The 15931-nt window shown below is 46.1% G+C and carries 12 protein-coding genes; 5 read left to right on the top strand and 7 right to left on the bottom strand.

The window, feature by feature from the left end:
- Positions 1–211: 211 nt before the first annotated feature.
- The 4 genes from ABIX36_RS06515 to ABIX36_RS06500 form a co-directional block, all read right to left on the bottom strand.
- The gene (locus ABIX36_RS06515) at positions 212–3385 is read right to left on the bottom strand and encodes a tolB protein precursor (protein ID WP_348081352.1); all 3174 of its coding nucleotides are present in this window, start codon (positions 3383–3385) and stop codon (positions 212–214) included.
- Between the two features lie 65 nt (positions 3386–3450).
- Positions 3451–5781, bottom strand: coding sequence for a transglycosylase domain-containing protein (locus tag ABIX36_RS06510; RefSeq protein WP_348081351.1), 2331 nt, complete (start codon positions 5779–5781; stop codon positions 3451–3453).
- A 131-nt stretch (positions 5782–5912) separates the two neighbouring features.
- Entirely contained in the window at positions 5913–6461 is a 549-nt protein-coding gene (locus tag ABIX36_RS06505) for a dual specificity protein phosphatase (RefSeq protein WP_348081350.1), read from the bottom strand.
- Between the two features lie 7 nt (positions 6462–6468).
- Positions 6469–7341: a YegS/Rv2252/BmrU family lipid kinase gene (locus ABIX36_RS06500; protein WP_348081349.1), complete on the bottom strand. Its 873-nt coding sequence runs from the start codon at positions 7339–7341 to the stop codon at positions 6469–6471.
- Positions 7342–7485: 144 nt separating this feature from the next.
- On the opposite strand from ABIX36_RS06500, the gene ABIX36_RS06495 reads away from it, so the two are divergent.
- Genes ABIX36_RS06495 through ABIX36_RS06480 form a run of 4 tightly spaced genes read left to right on the top strand, consistent with a single transcriptional unit; the run spans position 7486 to position 10096 of the window.
- Positions 7486–7875: a hypothetical protein gene (locus tag ABIX36_RS06495; RefSeq protein ID WP_348081348.1), complete on the top strand. Its 390-nt coding sequence runs from the start codon at positions 7486–7488 to the stop codon at positions 7873–7875.
- An 8-nt stretch (positions 7876–7883) separates the two neighbouring features.
- On the top strand, positions 7884–8696 hold the full coding sequence (locus ABIX36_RS06490; protein WP_348081347.1) for a DUF393 domain-containing protein: 813 nt from the start codon (positions 7884–7886) through the stop codon (positions 8694–8696).
- Between the two features lie 7 nt (positions 8697–8703).
- Entirely contained in the window at positions 8704–9630 is a 927-nt protein-coding gene (locus ABIX36_RS06485) for a TIGR01777 family oxidoreductase (RefSeq protein ID WP_348081346.1), read from the top strand.
- A 4-nt stretch (positions 9631–9634) separates the two neighbouring features.
- Positions 9635–10096: an SRPBCC family protein gene (locus ABIX36_RS06480; RefSeq protein ID WP_348081345.1), complete on the top strand. Its 462-nt coding sequence runs from the start codon at positions 9635–9637 to the stop codon at positions 10094–10096.
- Positions 10097–10106: 10 nt separating this feature from the next.
- Here the strand turns inward: ABIX36_RS06480 and ABIX36_RS06475 are convergent, their stop codons facing one another.
- Both ABIX36_RS06475 and ABIX36_RS06470 read right to left on the bottom strand, forming a co-directional pair.
- Positions 10107–10367: a hypothetical protein gene (locus ABIX36_RS06475; RefSeq protein ID WP_348081344.1), complete on the bottom strand. Its 261-nt coding sequence runs from the start codon at positions 10365–10367 to the stop codon at positions 10107–10109.
- 36 nt (positions 10368–10403) lie between these two features.
- Positions 10404–11252, bottom strand: coding sequence for an MOSC N-terminal beta barrel domain-containing protein (locus ABIX36_RS06470; RefSeq protein WP_348081343.1), 849 nt, complete (start codon positions 11250–11252; stop codon positions 10404–10406).
- A 560-nt stretch (positions 11253–11812) separates the two neighbouring features.
- Here ABIX36_RS06470 and ABIX36_RS06465 point away from each other — a divergent pair.
- The gene (locus tag ABIX36_RS06465; RefSeq protein ID WP_348081342.1) at positions 11813–13522 is read left to right on the top strand and encodes a GMC family oxidoreductase; all 1710 of its coding nucleotides are present in this window, start codon (positions 11813–11815) and stop codon (positions 13520–13522) included.
- A 155-nt stretch (positions 13523–13677) separates the two neighbouring features.
- Here the strand turns inward: ABIX36_RS06465 and ABIX36_RS06460 are convergent, their stop codons facing one another.
- A complete protein-coding gene (locus tag ABIX36_RS06460) occupies positions 13678–15705 on the bottom strand; it encodes a tetratricopeptide repeat protein (RefSeq protein WP_348081341.1) in 2028 nt (675 codons plus the stop codon).
- Positions 15706–15931 lie beyond the last annotated feature (226 nt).

The raw sequence follows: 15931 nt of genomic DNA, 5'->3' as shown, positions 1-15931 counted from the left end.
CATGCAAGGCTTCAACCGGCGCTTGGTATGAATTGATACCCGTCAGCGTGGACGCTGATAAACTTTTACAGTTAGACGTGGACGCCCAACTGGGCGCACTCTTACAAGTTTTTGTATTCAGATGCTAAAATAAAAAAGGATTAAAGCTTACCGCCTTAATCCTTTGTCTTTGAATGTTCTATCTCAAATCTAATATCTCACATCTAAACCCCTACCATCCCGGCGTAAAGTTGAAACCAAATACCGGTTTCTTTACGTCCTTGCGGTTGAAAGGGAAGGCATAGTATGGTTCCAATACAAAGGCACCGAAAACGTTTATCCTTAATGATATACCCGCGCTAAAGGCAGGCACACGCGATACCGTGTAAACAGTAGTAGGCTGCCCGGTGTTTGGGTCCGTAACAGTTGCGGTCGATAATATATCCGGCTCTGTTTGAAACAGGGTGATCTTATCGCCTTTGTTCCAGGCTAAACCTGCATCAAAAAACAAGTTGAGATCTGAGAAAAGGAATTTCGAGGGTATTACCGATAGTTTCTCGGGGCCGGTAAACGGCAGTCGGATTTCAAAGTTTGCAACAGCTATACGGCTGCCGTTCAGCTGGTTACTGTTCCATAAACTGGTGCCGGATGTTGTGCTGATGTTATCACTATAAAGATCGTAACCGCGCACCAGCCATGGGTAACTAACCGAAAGCGGGTAGAAACTGTTGGCATCATCGCCGAAACGACCTGTACCGTAAAACCGTGCCGCCAAAGTGATTGGCTGTAGCCTTACGTATTTACGCAGGTCTACATTTGGAGCATAATACTTGTAGGTGCCAAAGTTATAATCCATACCCACTTTAAACCGGTACCCACCAAGCGGGGCGGCAATACCAAAGTAAGAATCGTCGCCGGTGAGAGAGGTACCTACGGTATAGGTGCTGAACGGACGGTAGTCATACCCGGTTTCGGCCTGGTATTGTTCGCGGGTTATTTTGTGTTTTTTAAAGTCTATCGGCTGGTAATAAGTACCCGAGGCATCAGTATAAGGTAGGAGGTAGGTGCTGTAGCGATCGATTCGGAAGCTGCTGCGTGCCGCGCTCGCACCTATTTCGTAGCGCAGTTGTTTTGATATAGGATATTGGGTAAACACCTGCACCGCGTCCTGGAAAATGCGGATGATGTCGGTATGCTGGTCTATTACATTTGTCGGTTTCCCCTGGTAATCAATAGTGGCGGCAGATATCCCGTAGTTACCAAACTGGTAAGGGATATGCGATAGCCCGAAACCCCAGTTCCAGCGGCCTTCCTGGTTAATGTAAATACCCTGTGCGCCAAAATCATATACTTCGCCATTTACAGATGCGCTCGCGTAGATCTGGTTGCGGCCCAAAATGTCGCTGAATACGCCTACAATACCACTGGATAAGCCGGTTCCATAAGTGCCTATTTGCGCTCCTACGCCGTTGCTGGCCAAGGCATCAAGCTTAAACTTGGGCTTGTACGCAACGCTGTGGATAGAATCGGTGTGTAGTTTTGGGTACGCCAAAAAGTTATTCAGGTTAGCGTTTATCAGGTCTACACCAACCGCGCGGGTTGGGGGTAGCATGGCAACATCAAAATTGGTGCTGCTGGCATCAACTACAAGCGGTTTAAATTCAGACGCCTTAGCGTTGTATATGGTATATTTTTGAGAACGGTAGTACGAATAGATGATATCGTCATTTGCTGAGATGCTGAGCGCCGGCGAAAATTCGGTGATACCGCAGATGCCGGTAAACAGGTCGGTCATTTGCTCCACCTTGCCCGATGCTAAAGTATAGCGGTACAAGTTGCGGAAGCCATCGCGGTTGCTAAGGAAGTAAACCTGCGTACCATCTGCCGAATAAAGTGGGTTGAGGTTGTTGGCGTGGTTGAATATTTTGATATCGGTAATTTTACCGGTAGCGATATCCAGCTCGGCAAGGTTGAAGGTAATTTCCTGAGATAATACCTGGTCATAAGTCCCGCGATCGCTGGAGTAAATGATCTTCTTACCATCTCTCGAAAAGGTAGGCTGGTAATCTGAGTATTTATCGTTGGTGAGCTGTTTTACGGTTTTTGTATCGAAATTGTACATATACAGATCGCCCTGCCCTTCGGATAAGGCCTGAAACGCTACGTTTTTGCCATCAGGCGACCATGTTAAGTTACTAAACTGCTCCGCTTTGCCCATCGATACATCGTTCAGCACGGTGCCATCGGGCACGGCAACAACCAGCATCCGGTTCCGGCCCTTGCTGAATACGCTAAAGGCGAACTTCTTGCTATCCGGCGACCACGCGCCGGCCGATTCGATAAAGTTAAATTCATCCACGTGCGAATTGGCGGTTTTACTGGTGAGGCGCTTAATGATCCGCCCCGTTCGGGCATCGGAGAGGTAGAGATCGATACTAAATAAATTCTTGGACGAAAGGAAGGCGATATATCGTCCGTCCGGGCTTACCGATGGGGCGACCGTCATGTCGCCGCCTATTTTATCGTCGATTACCTTTAGGCCGACCGGTTTTTGCACCGTATCTTTTAAATATGGTTTATAAGTGCTTTCTATCGAGTTTTTCCACAGGCGCGATAGGGTTTTATCGTCGTACCCGAAGGTACGCCTGATACCATATTGCAGGCCAAAACGCGCCGTATTTTTAAAGAACGGAACGATAATGGTATCGCCGTATGTAGAGCCAAGAAACGACCAGAACGCCTCGCCATAACGGTAGGGGAAGTATTTATTGCCGTTGGTTAAGGCTTCTACCGTTGGGATATCGTGGTTGAGGTAGGCATCGCGCATCCACATGGCGGTGTAGGCATCTTTTTTACCCAGCGAAAGATATTCCGCCATACCTTCCACCATCCAAAGCGGGATGTTACCAATGTTTTCGAAGTTAGAAGAATCGCGGCCCAGCAGCATGTGGTACTGGAATGCATGCACCAACTCGTGGCCCAAAACGTGCCGGGTAGTTTGGTTGGTTTCCATCACCGGCATTACTACGCGGTTTTTTAACCCCTCGGTAATACCGCCCGTCCCTACGCTGATCTCTCCATCGATGGCGGTTGTTTGCTGAAATTCGGGGTGATTGGCGTACAGGATAATAGGGTTGGGTTTAGCAAAAGTATCGCGAAACACCTGTTGATGAAGCGTATACCATAGCTCGGCTTCCTGCGCAAAACGTTTCATCATACTATCGTTTTTAATGTAATAGTAGATCTCGAAATGCGGCGTTTTATAAACTTTAAAATCCAACTTTTTATAGCGAACCTTATTTTGACCAAAATATTGCGCTTTGGCCGGCGAGCTAAACAATAATGCTGCAGCCAGCAAAAAAAACACGAAAGGAAGCTTTATAGCGAATGAGTAACGTTTATTCATAATTTGGTTTAAGAATATGGCGTAATTTAATTAAAAGCCAGCTTAAAGGCAAACGCAGAAATTTACTATTTATTAGGTATCTGCGGAATATTTTCGGGGGTTTCTTCGGTGGCAGGGGCGGGCACTACCCCCGAGGTATCTACCTGCATAGTTGTACTATCCGTTTCGGTGGTATCCCGGCTGTATTGCTGCGGTGTTGGGCAGTTATATTCCTTGGTGATCTTTACCCATGGTTTAGGGAACGGCCCGTAAGTGTAGCCCGAATTAGCATCGGCATAAACCTTCTCCATAAAGGTGCCAAATATAGGCAGGGCGGTATGCGAACCTTCCCCTGTTTCGGATGTGGTGAAGTGCACGCTTCTATCGTCGGCACCTACCCAAATACCCGTTACCAGGTCTTTGGTGATCCCCATATACCAGCCGTCCACATAATCACTTGAGGTGCCGGTTTTGCCACCGATCTGGTTGTTCTTTTTCCACAGGCTTGGGTACTCCCACAATGCCTGTGAGGTACCGCCCGGTTCTTCCATACCACCACGGAACATATAAAGCATTAGCCAAGCGGTTTCCTCGCTTAAAACCTGTTCGGTTTTTAATGTGAATTCCTGTATGATATCGCCCTTCTGGTCGGTTATTTTGGTTACCAGTAATGGGTCTACTTTCTGACCCTTGTTCAGAAAAGTACTGTAAGCCCTTACCATTTCAAATACCGAAACATCGTTAGAACCCAATGATACCGATGGTACCGATTTCAGCGGACTTTCGATGCCCATCTTATGTGCGTACTGTACAATTTTATCCCAGCCCACATGCTCGGTTACCTGCGCGGTTATCGAGTTAACCGATTTCCCCATCGCCCAGCGCAGCGACATTTCGCGACCCGAGAAATTGAAATCGGCATTGTTTGGTTCCCAAACATCATCTTTACCGTTATCTTTAAATTTAATGCTTACGCGTTTATCGGTAAATTTATCGCAAGGGGTAAAGCCGTTATCAATAGCAGTAACGTAGGCGAATGGCTTAAAAGTAGAGCCTGCCTGGCGTTTTGATTGGTTTACGTGGTCGTAATTGAAGTATTTATGGTCGATACCGCCAACCCAAACTTTGATCTTGCCGGTAGATGGCTCCATGGTCATCATCCCGGTATTGAGGATCCTGGTGTAGTATTTTATCGAATCCACACTGCTGAAGGTGGTATCCTGGTCACCTTTCCAGGTGAAAACGCTCATGCGTTTCTTAGTTTCGAAGTAGTTTTTTATCTGCGTGGTATCACCGTTATATTTTTTAACCAGCAGCTTGTATATAGGTAGTCTTTGCTCGGCTTTCAGCAGGAAATCTTTTATCTCTACGCCCTTGCTGTCGCGCCATGGGTTTTTATCGCCCCATAAATTGTTAAATCGCCTTTGCAGCATTTTCATTTTATCGGCAACCGCTTCTTCGGCGTATTGCTGTAGTTTGCTATCAATGGTGGTATAAATTTTTAGTCCGTCTTCGTAAAGGTCGTACCCGTTCTCTTTACACCATTTATCCAGCCATCTTTCTACCGCATGGCGAATGTAAGAATCGCCCTGGCCGGTTTTATCTACGTAGCCGCCATCCAGCCCTATTGGTAGTTTTGTATCGTGGTCGTATTCGGCCTTATTAATGTATTTGTACTTCAGCATTTGGCTCAACACCACGTTGCGGCGCTCCAATGCCCGCTGCGGGTAAACGCGGGGGTTGTAGGTAGATGTCGCCTTCAACATACCTATTAAGGTAGCAGCCTCGGAAGGGCTAACCTGATCCGGCATTTTGTTAAAATACTTTAAGGTAGCTGTTTTGATACCGTAAGAATTATTGCCGAACGGAACGGTATTGAAGTACAGCGTTAGGATCTGCTGCTTGGTATACTGGTGCTCTATTTTATAAGCGGTGAGCCATTCTTTAAACTTAAAAACCACGGTACGTAATACGGGAATGTATTTTACCAGGCCCTGCGATTTGCGCTTGCGTGTGTTGAACAGGTTTTTGGCCAGCTGCTGGGTTATGGTACTCGCACCGCGGCGATCGCCTTTGGCGGTGGAGATCATACTGCTTACAAAGCCATAAAAATCTACCCCGCCATGTTTGTAAAAGCGTACGTCTTCGGTAGAAACCAGCGCGTTTACGAGGTTGGGGGAGATGCCTTTATATTCTACAGGGGAACGGTTCTCTTTATAGAAACGGCCTATCAGCTTACCATCTGCCGTGTACACTTCCGATGAAAGCGAGAGGGTAGGGGTTTTGATATCCCTCATATCCGGCGAATAGCCAAACAGCCACAGAAAATTCAATTCGATGGCGCAGAAAAAGAGGATAACAAAGTAAACAAAGATGGTAAGGTATCTCAGGTATCGGTTTCTTATACTTCTGAACATGGGGTAAAGATGGAAATTTATGCAACTATAACCATAGATGCGGCATAAAAAATTATCAACGCAATTTTATCAACTAAATTTTAATTTCATACGTTGCCTGTTCATTTATTTTCTTCGTGGAACTTAAATCGTCAGGAGGCAGTGCTTTTATCCTTTTCGCGGCACACCCTTTCCAGTTCTTTTAAACGTTTAATTTGCCCCGGGCGGGGATTTATAAAGGTACGTACGCTTTTAACCAGTTTAAAAGCGTCCTCGAAAGTAGCTCCCGCTTTTATAAGGTAGGCAATAGCCATGGTAGGTCCGCGGCCCAGTCCCTGGCGGCAATGTACGTAAACAGTGCCGCCGGCCTTTATCTCGTTATCCATAAACGTGGCCCCTTTCAGCAGCACATCCAGGTCTGGCGGGGTATTATCTACAGTAGGCAGATGCAGGTATTTAATGCCTTCGTGCTGCGCCTGGGTATACACGGAATGAATGCGCATGTTTACAATGGCTGTAATACCCAACGCCTTTAATTTTCTTAACCCAATCAAATTGTACTGGCTGCCCAAAAAAAGGTGGGCAGTGATCTGGCTGCGTTTAATGTTGGGCAAACCGTATATATAACGGTGCGTAATATCTACCATCTTTTGCATGAAGATGTAGACAACCAAAGCCCAGCTTTTTATTTTAGTAAACATTATAATATTATTTAGGTACTAATATGTTGAGTGCTTTCGGTAGTACACTTATTTCAATACTATTTGCTTGTTCTTCACTGTCGTCGCAAATGTATTTGATGTTTTCGCTTAGTTCCACTAATACATTTGTGCATTGCCAGTGTTTTAAAACATCAGATGCTGTTTGGAATAAAGTACTGCCTGCCAGCTGTAATATAGAAAGCGGATCGGCACTTTTAAGCAGGATCACGTCCAGTTTGCCATCGTATACGCTTATCCCCGGCAAGAACGACATATCGCCAATACCAATGTTTCCTGCATTGGTTACAGTTAATGAAACGCCTTCCTCTGTAACTTGCCGGCCGTCTATAGTTAAACGATAAGTGAGTGGTTCCGCTGCAATTGTGGTTTTAAGAGCTGTAAGGCCATACGCTACCTGGCCAAGTTTGCTTTTAAGTTTTATATCAGCATCCAAAATCATATCGGCCATTATGCCGAGGTTGATCCTAAGCAGAAAAGGGCGTTTGTTGGCCATACCCATATGCCTTACTTTACCATTACCGTTTACTATAAGATCTATCGCTTCGCGCGAATTCTGCGGTATCCCCAGCTCTTTAGATACAATATTTGCTGTACCACCGGGTATAATAGCTAATGGTGTGTTACCGTTGTAAAGCGCCGCCGCTGCTTTGGTAACGCTGCCGTCGCCGCCGTAAATCACTACCAGGCCTGTTTTGCCCCTCAGTTTTTTTGCCGTATTGAAGGTGTCTTCCTCTTTACGGGTGACGGTTATTTCCCAGTTAATTTCGGTATCCGTGAGCGCCTGATGCAGATAGGTAAGTATTGGTTCTTCTTTACCCGAACCGGGGTTGATGATAAAGTGAATGTTTTTAAATTTCATTTGTAATGGCAGGGCAAATACCATTCCAGTATAGTTTGCGGGCAAAGAGAAGGTAAAATAAAGTTTCAATACATTTTGAAAGTTCAATACAAATATTCTACATTTGTTCCATGCAATAAGCATAACAATAAAAATATAGAAATCATGAACTACTTTATTTTAACCTACGCCGTTTACCTAACCGTTAGTATTTTATTAACCATTTGGGTAGCTAAAGTTTTATTTAACAACGGTCGCATTTTTTTGGTGGATATTTTTCATGGCAATGCCCCGCTTGCCGATAGCGTGAACAAGCTGCTGGTAGTAGGCTTTTACCTCGTTAACATTGGCTATATGTGTTTGGTGCTAAAAGAGACCAACACCATCAAAAGTACCCAGGAAGTGATAGAGGTACTGAGTTATAAAATAGGTACTATTATCCTTATCCTTGGTGCCATGCACTTTTTTAACGTGGTGGTTTTCTTTAAACTGCGCAACAAAGCACAACTGGTAAAAGGCGAGAAAGCTAACGTAGTATTTGTACAACCTAAATAACCCGGGCCATGAAAACGCTGAACGATCACCTGATACTTTACGATGCCGATTGCCCTATGTGCAAGGCTTATACCAAAGCCTTTACCCGCAGCGGCATGCTGGGCGATGGGGGCAGGGCCAGTTACCAAAACATGCCCGATGAGGTTTGTCCAATGGTTGACAGGCAGCGCGCCGTGAACGAAATTGCCCTGGTAGATACCCAAACCGGCGAAGTGAGTTACGGTGTGGAGAGCTTGTTTAAAGTGATCGGCAACAGCTTCCCGGTGTTTAAGCCATTGTTTGGGTTTGGGCCATTTATTTGGTTGATGAAGAAGGTGTACGCGTTTATCTCTTACAACCGCAGGGTAATTATCCCTGCGGCACATGAGGTTCAGGGCATACAACCCAGCTTTAGGTTGGGTTACAGGCTTATTTATCTGGTGTTCACCTGGTTGATGGTGGGTAGTATTCTCACGGTTTATGCGCATCATTTAACCCCGCTTGTTCCGCTTGGCGATCCGCTGCGCGAGTATTATATCTGCGGCGGGCAGGTGCTGTTCCAGGGAGTGGTTATCAGCCTATACAGGCCCGCCAAACGCTGGGAGTACCTGGGCAATATGATGACGATATCTTTAGCAGGTGCGTTATTATTACTGCCGGTATTGCTAATAGCCAAATTTGTTGCCCTAACGCCAATAATATGTACCTTATGCTTTTTGGGCGTGGCCGGGCTGATGTTCTTAGAACACATCCGCCGTACCAAACTGATGCAGTTAGGCTGGATACTTACCATCAGCTGGGTGGTTTACAGGCTGCTTTTGTTGATCGTTATTTTAAACTGAACATATCATGAAATACCATAAAATAGTGCTTGCCGGTGGGAATGGTTACCTGGGCTCGGTATTAGCCAAATATTATAAAAACCTTGCTGAAGAAATTATCCTGCTGAGCCGCAAGCCCGCACCTGCCGATGGTAACATTAAAACCCTTATTTGGGATGGTGAAACCGAAGGTAAATGGGGCGCCGCGCTAAACGGTGCCGACTTGCTGATAAACCTCTGCGGTAAAAACGTGAACTGCCGGTACACCGAAAAAAATAAACGCGAGATCATTAATTCAAGGGTAGTGCCCACAACTTTATTGGGGAGGGTTGTCAATAAATTGGCAGATCCGCCAAAGCTTTGGATCAATCTGGCATCTGCTACCATCTACCGCCACGCGGAGGATCACGCCCAGGACGAAGCCACAGGGGAAATAGGCTACGGCTTTTCTATAGATGTATGCACCCAATGGGAGCAATGCTTTTTTGATGCCGATACGCCAAACACCCGCAAGATTGCCCTTCGGCACGGTATTGCCCTGGGTCGTAGCGACAGTGTTTTTCCACGCTTGCTTAACCTGGTTAAACTGGGGATGGGCGGCAAGCAAGGCGATGGCGAGCAATACATCGCCTGGATCCATGAGCACGATACTGCCCGCATCACCGAGTTTTTGATGGAACATACCGAATTGGGTGGTGTGATCAACTGTGCCGCACCCGAAGCTGCCAAAAATAAAGACCTGATGCGCATCATCCGCAAAGCTTACGGCATTCCATTCGGTTTACCGGCACCGCAATGGCTGCTGGAGATAGGCGCAAAAGTTATCGGTACCGAAACCGAGCTAATCCTGAAAAGCCGCTGGGTAACCCCTAAACGATTGCTGGATGCGGGGTTTGTATTCCAGTTCCCAAAGGCGGAACATGCTGTACACGACATTTTAAGCTTGAGGGTATAACACCATGGCCATTATTAAACTAACTACCAAGATAAAAGCACCTGCAGCAGTGTGTTTCGATCTTTCCCGAAGTATCGACCTGCACGTAAACTCCATGGAACATACGCATGAGAAAGCCATCGCCGGCAAAACCTCCGGGCTGATCGGGCTCAACGATTGGGTAACCTGGCAAGCCAACCACTTCGGTCTGAAGCTAAACATGACCATCCGCATCAGCGAGTTTGCAGCCAATGATTACTTTATAGACGAGATAGAAAAGGGCCCCTTTAAAATGATGCGCCACCTGCATCAATTCAAACAGGTGGGCAGCTTTACATTTATGGAGGATGAGTTTATCTTCAAATCGCCGTTTGGTTATCTGGGTAAACTGATTGATTGGCTGTTTTTAGAAAAGTATATGCGCACTTTGCTGCTGAAACGGAATAAGGTTATAAAAGCAGCTGCTGAGCAATTAGTAATAGCCTGACAAAAACTGCTTAGATCAGCTTTTTCATGATATATTGAAATTCGCCCATGCTTGCCGAGGAGTCGACATATTGCCAGCCCAGTGAAGCCATGTAATTAAAAGCATCTACAATCGAGGTGAATTTTTTAACAACTTCGTTTTCATCTTTTAATTCATTCCCGGCCAGGGCGATAAAGCCGTTCTCGCCATAATCAACCTTAATTTCAACCTTGGTTGATAATAGCTGTGGCGTGACCTTTAACATGCAGTAAATTTCGGTTTGTGTTGCCATTTTGTAATGCTAAATAATAATTAGTGAAAACGCAACTTAATTAAGTGCAGCTTCCACCGGTTTTATAAAAAACCGTTCCTCATGATGCACTTCTAAAACGCGTATCTCATCGCCCACATTTAACACACCTTCGCCGGTATGTACCAAATTCTGCCCGAAGTAGATCTTATTATTCTTTAACCGGTATTTAGCCAGCGTTTTTAACGGCTCTTTGCCTTTTTTTGCGTTTTGCTGGTCAATTGTGGTCATTACGCAGCGGGCGCAAAGTTTTACACCGTACATATCTATGCCATTTATATTAATGTGCTTCATGGTATCCTCGCTGTACGCCTCGCCACCAGTAAATACAATGTTGGGGCGGAAACGGTTCATGGGCAACGCATCCGGTAGTCGAGCGTTTAGGTCGTCCAATGAGGCCTGGCCGATGATCAGCATCGGGTATGCGTCCGAAAAGGAGGTGATGGCACCCTCGTTGGTGTACCTTGGGTCGGTTGGGCGGTGGCTGTTATCGGGCATGTAAACCAGTCGTGCGGGTAAGTTTAATTTATCAGAAAACCATTCATCTATACGGCTACTTACCAACTGCGCGCGGCAATTGTCGTCCCAAATAGTAACCTCCAGTTTTTCTTCGCTTTGCGGTAAAAATGGGATGGTAATAGAAGTATTATCAGGTACGTAGGTTACCAAAAGGCCATCTGTGCTCAGCGTTGTTTTTAATAGCGCCATTTGAGCGTTCTCGCGCTGGGAAAGGAACCGGTTATTGGCATCTATCAGCATCCAGCGGCGGTCGTGCTGCAGGCCGCGGTCGGTAAGCACGGCTGTATCAAGCGCTATGCCGCCTAAAGATTTGATGGGGTAGATGTAGAGTGCGCTTACCTGTAACATGCTGTAAAAATAGGGCTTTGGTGCGAGTTTTGGTTATTAGCGATCAGTTAATCAGCGATTAGTTAGCATAGGATAATTTAACACGATTAAGGGATTTTTATGATTAACACGATAAATCAGGGCACTCTTATAATCTTTTAATCAAGGTTCAGAAAAAAATGCGATAGGGATTGCAGTGGAAACCCCGGAATGAAGTACCCACTTCTATCAGTGGGGGCTGAATGAGGAGTTGGAACGGAAAGCCCGGGCCGAAGGCATCGCCCAAAATTGTCTGAACTCGAATTTTATGGAATTAGAAGAATTTTCAGAATTTAAAACAAATAACAGTGCAGTTGTATTTTTACTCACTACTCACTACTCACTACTCACTACTCACTACTCACTACTCACTACTCACTACTCACTACTCACTACTCACTACTCACTACTCACTACTCACTACTCACTACTCACTACTCACATTAAATGTTCAACTTACAGTTGTTTTTGCAGTTATAAATCTATAGAATTGTTTAACCATTTATTAACGCCGATTTTTTACCGGCAAAAAACCCTAAATTATGCCAATAGACGCACCCAATATTAACGGTAAGGCGACAGCCAATAACACGTACGATGCCATTGTTGTAGGATCTGGCATCAGCGGTGGCTGGGCTGCCAAAGAGCTTACCCAACGTGGCTTAAAAACCATTATGCTGGAGCGTGGGCCTAATTTTGAGCACATAAAAGATTATAAAACAGCCAATAACAACCCCTGGGATTTTGAGCACCGTGGCAACGTAACCCAGGCTCAGCGTAACCGCAGGCCGGTTATCTCGCGTAACTGGGGAGCGCAGGAAGCGGTTATGGATTACTGGGTTGACGAGCAGGAGGCGCCTTTTACCGAAATAAAGCCTTTTAACTGGTGGCGCTCGTACCAGTTGGGTGGCCGCTCTATATTGTGGGGTAGACAAAGCTACCGCTGGAGTGATCTGGATTTTGAAGCTAACGCGAAAGATGGCTGGGCGATTGACTGGCCCATCCGTTATAAAGACCTTGCGCCGTGGTACACTCATGCCGAAAAATTTGCAGGCATCAGTGGTTCAATGGAAGGGTTGCCGCAACTACCGGATGGACACTTTTTGCCGCCTATGGATATGAACTGGGTGGAGAAGGATGTTGCAGCCAGTATTAAAAAGAAGTTTGGCCGCCACATGATCATTGGCCGGGTGGCTAATTTAACGGCCGCTATCCCCGGGCGCACCAAATGCCAGTTCCGCAACCGTTGCTGGGAGGGCTGCCCTTTTGGCGGGTATTTCAGTACGCAATCATCTACTTTACCGGCAGCGCTGGCAACGGGCAATTTAACGGTGAGGCCACAATCTATTGTTACCAAAGTATTATACGATAAGGATACCAAGCGTGCTAAAGGGGTGGAGGTGTTGGACGCCGAAACTAATAAAACCTATGAGTTTTACGCCAAAGTTGTGTTTGTGAATGCTTCAGCGTTAAATAGCGCCTGGGTGCTGATGAACTCCGCAACGGATATCTGGCAGGATGGCCTGGGGAGCAGCAGCGGCGAACTGGGGCATAATATTATGGACCACCACTACAACCTTGGCGCAAGCGGGGTGATGGAAGGATACGAGGATAAATACTACTATGGCCGTCGCGCCAACGGTATTTACCTGGCGCGGTTTGCCAATATGCTTAACGATAAGCGCGATTACCTGCGCGGGTTTGGTTATCAGGGTGGGGCGAGCCGCCAGGGCTGGAGCCGCGAAATTGCTGAACTGAACGTGGGAGCCAAATACAAGGACGCACTAACCGAACCAGGCCAATGGCAGATGGGCCTTAGCGGTTTTGGCGAACTGCTGCCTTACCATGAGAACAAAATAACCCTCGATAAAGAAAAGAAAGACAAGTGGGGGTTACCAATTTTGGCCATGGACGCCGAGATAAAAGAGAACGAAAAGAAAATGCGTGTTGATATTGTGAAAGAGGCAAAAGCCATGCTGGAAATGGCCGGCGTTAAAAACATAGAAACGCACGATAGGGGCCACAACGTTGGTGACGGCATCCACGAGATGGGTACCGCCCGGATGGGCCATGATCCAAAAACTTCGGTATTGAACAAACATAACCAGGTATGGGACGCGCCAAACGTTTTTGTTACCGATGGGGCTTGTATGGTGTCCGCAGCTTGCCAAAATCCATCTTTAACCTATATGGCTTTAACCGCTCGTGCCGCGAATTTTGCCGCCGATGAATTGAAGAAAGGGAATATTTAGGGGGACAATTATTAATAAACGTCGTCCGGAACTTGTTTCAGGATCCCACAGGACAGGTATCGAACTTTGCTAAACGGCGACGCATGTGTGTTACTTTTATGATGGGGGTGCCGAAAAAATTTCGGCATGACGTTGGGTGTTTATGCCCTAATCTCTTACTTACAATACAGCGCCAGTTTATCGCCGGCTTCTTTTAAGCCAAGGGTTACGGCTTTGTTAATGTCTGCGCAACCTGCTATTTTTTCGCCGCGCTGGGCTTTGATGATGCCGCGGTTGAGGTAGGCTGTAGCGTTTTTTGGGTCCATTAAAATAATGGCGTTTAAATCAGTTAACGCCGTTGCCCAGTTCTTCAGATTCATGTGGGCTGTGGCGCGTGCCATGAGTATCGTGGCGCTTTTGGGCTCCAGTTTAAGTGCTGTCGCGAAATCTTTTTTCATGGCCAGGGTATCGCCCGTAAAACTTTCGGCAACAGCGCGGCCCGTATAGGCCTTTACGTTGTTTTGGTTGAGCAGCAATACGTTGATATAATCGTATACAGCCCCTAAATACTCCTGTTTAACCAGCTTAAAATCGGCACGGGCAAGGTATGCCTCGTCGTTGGTTTCGTTGAGGGAGATGCCTTTGTTAATGTTGACTAATGCTTCGTCGTATTTTTTGAGGGCCACCAGGCTATTCCCCCGGTTGATGAATGCTTCGGAAGAGGAAGGGGCCAGTTTTATTGCCAGATCGTGATCGGCCATTGCACCCGCCAGGTCATCCAGCTTGCTTTTGGCAACGCCACGGTAACTGTAAAAGTTCACGTTTTTTGGGTTCACCACTATAGCATCGTTAAATACTTTTAAAGCCTGCGTATAACGGCCGGAAGCGATGAGCGCTTTGCCATAATCTACGTACAGATCATTGTTTTGCGGTGTTGATTCAATGGCGGCTTTGTAATCGGCCAGGCTTCCTTCCACATCGCCATTCTTCATTTTAATGCGGGCGCGATGGAGTAAGGCGTAAGGGTTGCGTGCATCCAGCGTTAGCGACCTGCTATAAAGCGCGATAGCGGCAGGATAATCGTGCTGAGCAGCCTTAATATCTCCACTGCCTACATAAGCGTAGGTGGCCTTGGGCTCCATTTTAATAGTAGTGGCAAAATCGGCGAGCGAGCCTATGGTATCATTCAGTTCTATCTTAGCCTTAGCACGCGACATATACCCATAAGCATTCTTCGGGTTGATACTAATGGTGGTATCAGCATCGGCAATAGCGGCGGTAAAGTTTTTCATGTTGATCTTTACATCGGCCCGGTTTTGGTAAGCTTCATCATATTTTGGGTTGAGGCTTATGGCTTTGCTCAGATCCTCGATCGCTCCATCACGATCGTTCATATTGTTTTTAGAGATGCCACGGCCCATGTAGAGTTCGGCTTTTTTAGGGCTTTGCTCAATGGCTTTATCAAAAAACTCTATCGCACCCTTGTCGTCATCCGCATTGCTGGCAGCAGAGGCCAGGTAATGGTAAAGCTCGGGCATTTGGGGGTTAAGGCTCACTACCCTGCGGTAATCGGCAATGGCGCCCTGGTAATCCCTGATATTTACTTTAGCGTTACCGCGATAGAACCAAGCTTCAGAATTACTGGGTTCTGCCTTAATGGCGGCGTCGAAATCAGCAATAGCTGCCTTGTATTCGCCCAGGTTTCCTTTTGAGTTTGCGCGGTAATAAATAAGGTCGGCATCACCGGGTAAAAGCTTTTCGGCAATATTAAAATCAACAATGGCCCCCTTATTATCATTCAGGTTGGCCTTAGCTACCGCCCGGTATTTATATAATTCTCCCTTTTGCGGATTCAGGGCAATCGCTTTATCAAAATCGGCAAGGCTGCCTGCGTAATCCTTTAAATTGCTTTTTGCATTGGCACGGTAATGCCAGGCGTCTAATAATCTTGGGTCGAGCACCAACGCTTTGGTAAAGTCTGCTACCGCGCCGGTATAGTCACCTATGTTGGTTTTAGCGTTGGCGCGGTACAGGTAAGCCCTTGCCACGCCGGGATTCATTTGAATAGATCGGTTAAAGTCGGCAATGGCCTCCTTGTAATCCTTCATATTTGCTTTTGTGTTGCCGCTGGTCATGTAATCAGTAGCGGTTTGGGCCATGCAATAAACAGGCAACAAAAACAGAATAATTAATAATATCTTCATTAATTTATTTTTCAAATATGCGTAAGATACGTAAATCCGAATAAATGGTTTGCTAAATTAGGAAAATACGGCCGTTTTAACCTAACGATTAAAATGGCTATAAGCTGTGAGTTACAGGGTTAATTGTAAATAAAAAGCACAGATGGTGGGCTGTACTTGTCTGAATCAGGATTTTCAGAATTTTAGAATGAGCAGAATTTAATATAAATGTATTTTCGATTGGCAA

It is taken from the genome of Mucilaginibacter sp. (genome assembly GCF_039925265.1).
Lineage (GTDB): Bacteria > Bacteroidota > Bacteroidia > Sphingobacteriales > Sphingobacteriaceae > Mucilaginibacter.
The sequence above is the reverse complement of the archived record's forward strand: the minus strand, read 5'-3'. Positions and strand labels throughout refer to the sequence as shown.

Coding starts and splice junctions, on each gene's coding strand:
- ABIX36_RS06510 (WP_348081351.1), bottom strand. CDS start 5,781: ATGTTCAGAAGTATAAGAAACCGATACCTGAGATACCTTACCATCTTT.
- ABIX36_RS06475 (WP_348081344.1), bottom strand. CDS start 10,367: ATGGCAACACAAACCGAAATTTACTGCATGTTAAAGGTCACGCCACAG.
- ABIX36_RS06485 (WP_348081346.1), top strand. CDS start 8,704: ATGAAATACCATAAAATAGTGCTTGCCGGTGGGAATGGTTACCTGGGC.
- ABIX36_RS06495 (WP_348081348.1), top strand. CDS start 7,486: ATGAACTACTTTATTTTAACCTACGCCGTTTACCTAACCGTTAGTATT.
- ABIX36_RS06515 (WP_348081352.1), bottom strand. CDS start 3,385: ATGAATAAACGTTACTCATTCGCTATAAAGCTTCCTTTCGTGTTTTTT.
- ABIX36_RS06480 (WP_348081345.1), top strand. CDS start 9,635: ATGGCCATTATTAAACTAACTACCAAGATAAAAGCACCTGCAGCAGTG.
- ABIX36_RS06490 (WP_348081347.1), top strand. CDS start 7,884: ATGAAAACGCTGAACGATCACCTGATACTTTACGATGCCGATTGCCCT.
- ABIX36_RS06470 (WP_348081343.1), bottom strand. CDS start 11,252: ATGTTACAGGTAAGCGCACTCTACATCTACCCCATCAAATCTTTAGGC.
- ABIX36_RS06500 (WP_348081349.1), bottom strand. CDS start 7,341: ATGAAATTTAAAAACATTCACTTTATCATCAACCCCGGTTCGGGTAAA.
- ABIX36_RS06505 (WP_348081350.1), bottom strand. CDS start 6,461: ATGTTTACTAAAATAAAAAGCTGGGCTTTGGTTGTCTACATCTTCATG.
- ABIX36_RS06460 (WP_348081341.1), bottom strand. CDS start 15,705: ATGAAGATATTATTAATTATTCTGTTTTTGTTGCCTGTTTATTGCATG.
- ABIX36_RS06465 (WP_348081342.1), top strand. CDS start 11,813: ATGCCAATAGACGCACCCAATATTAACGGTAAGGCGACAGCCAATAAC.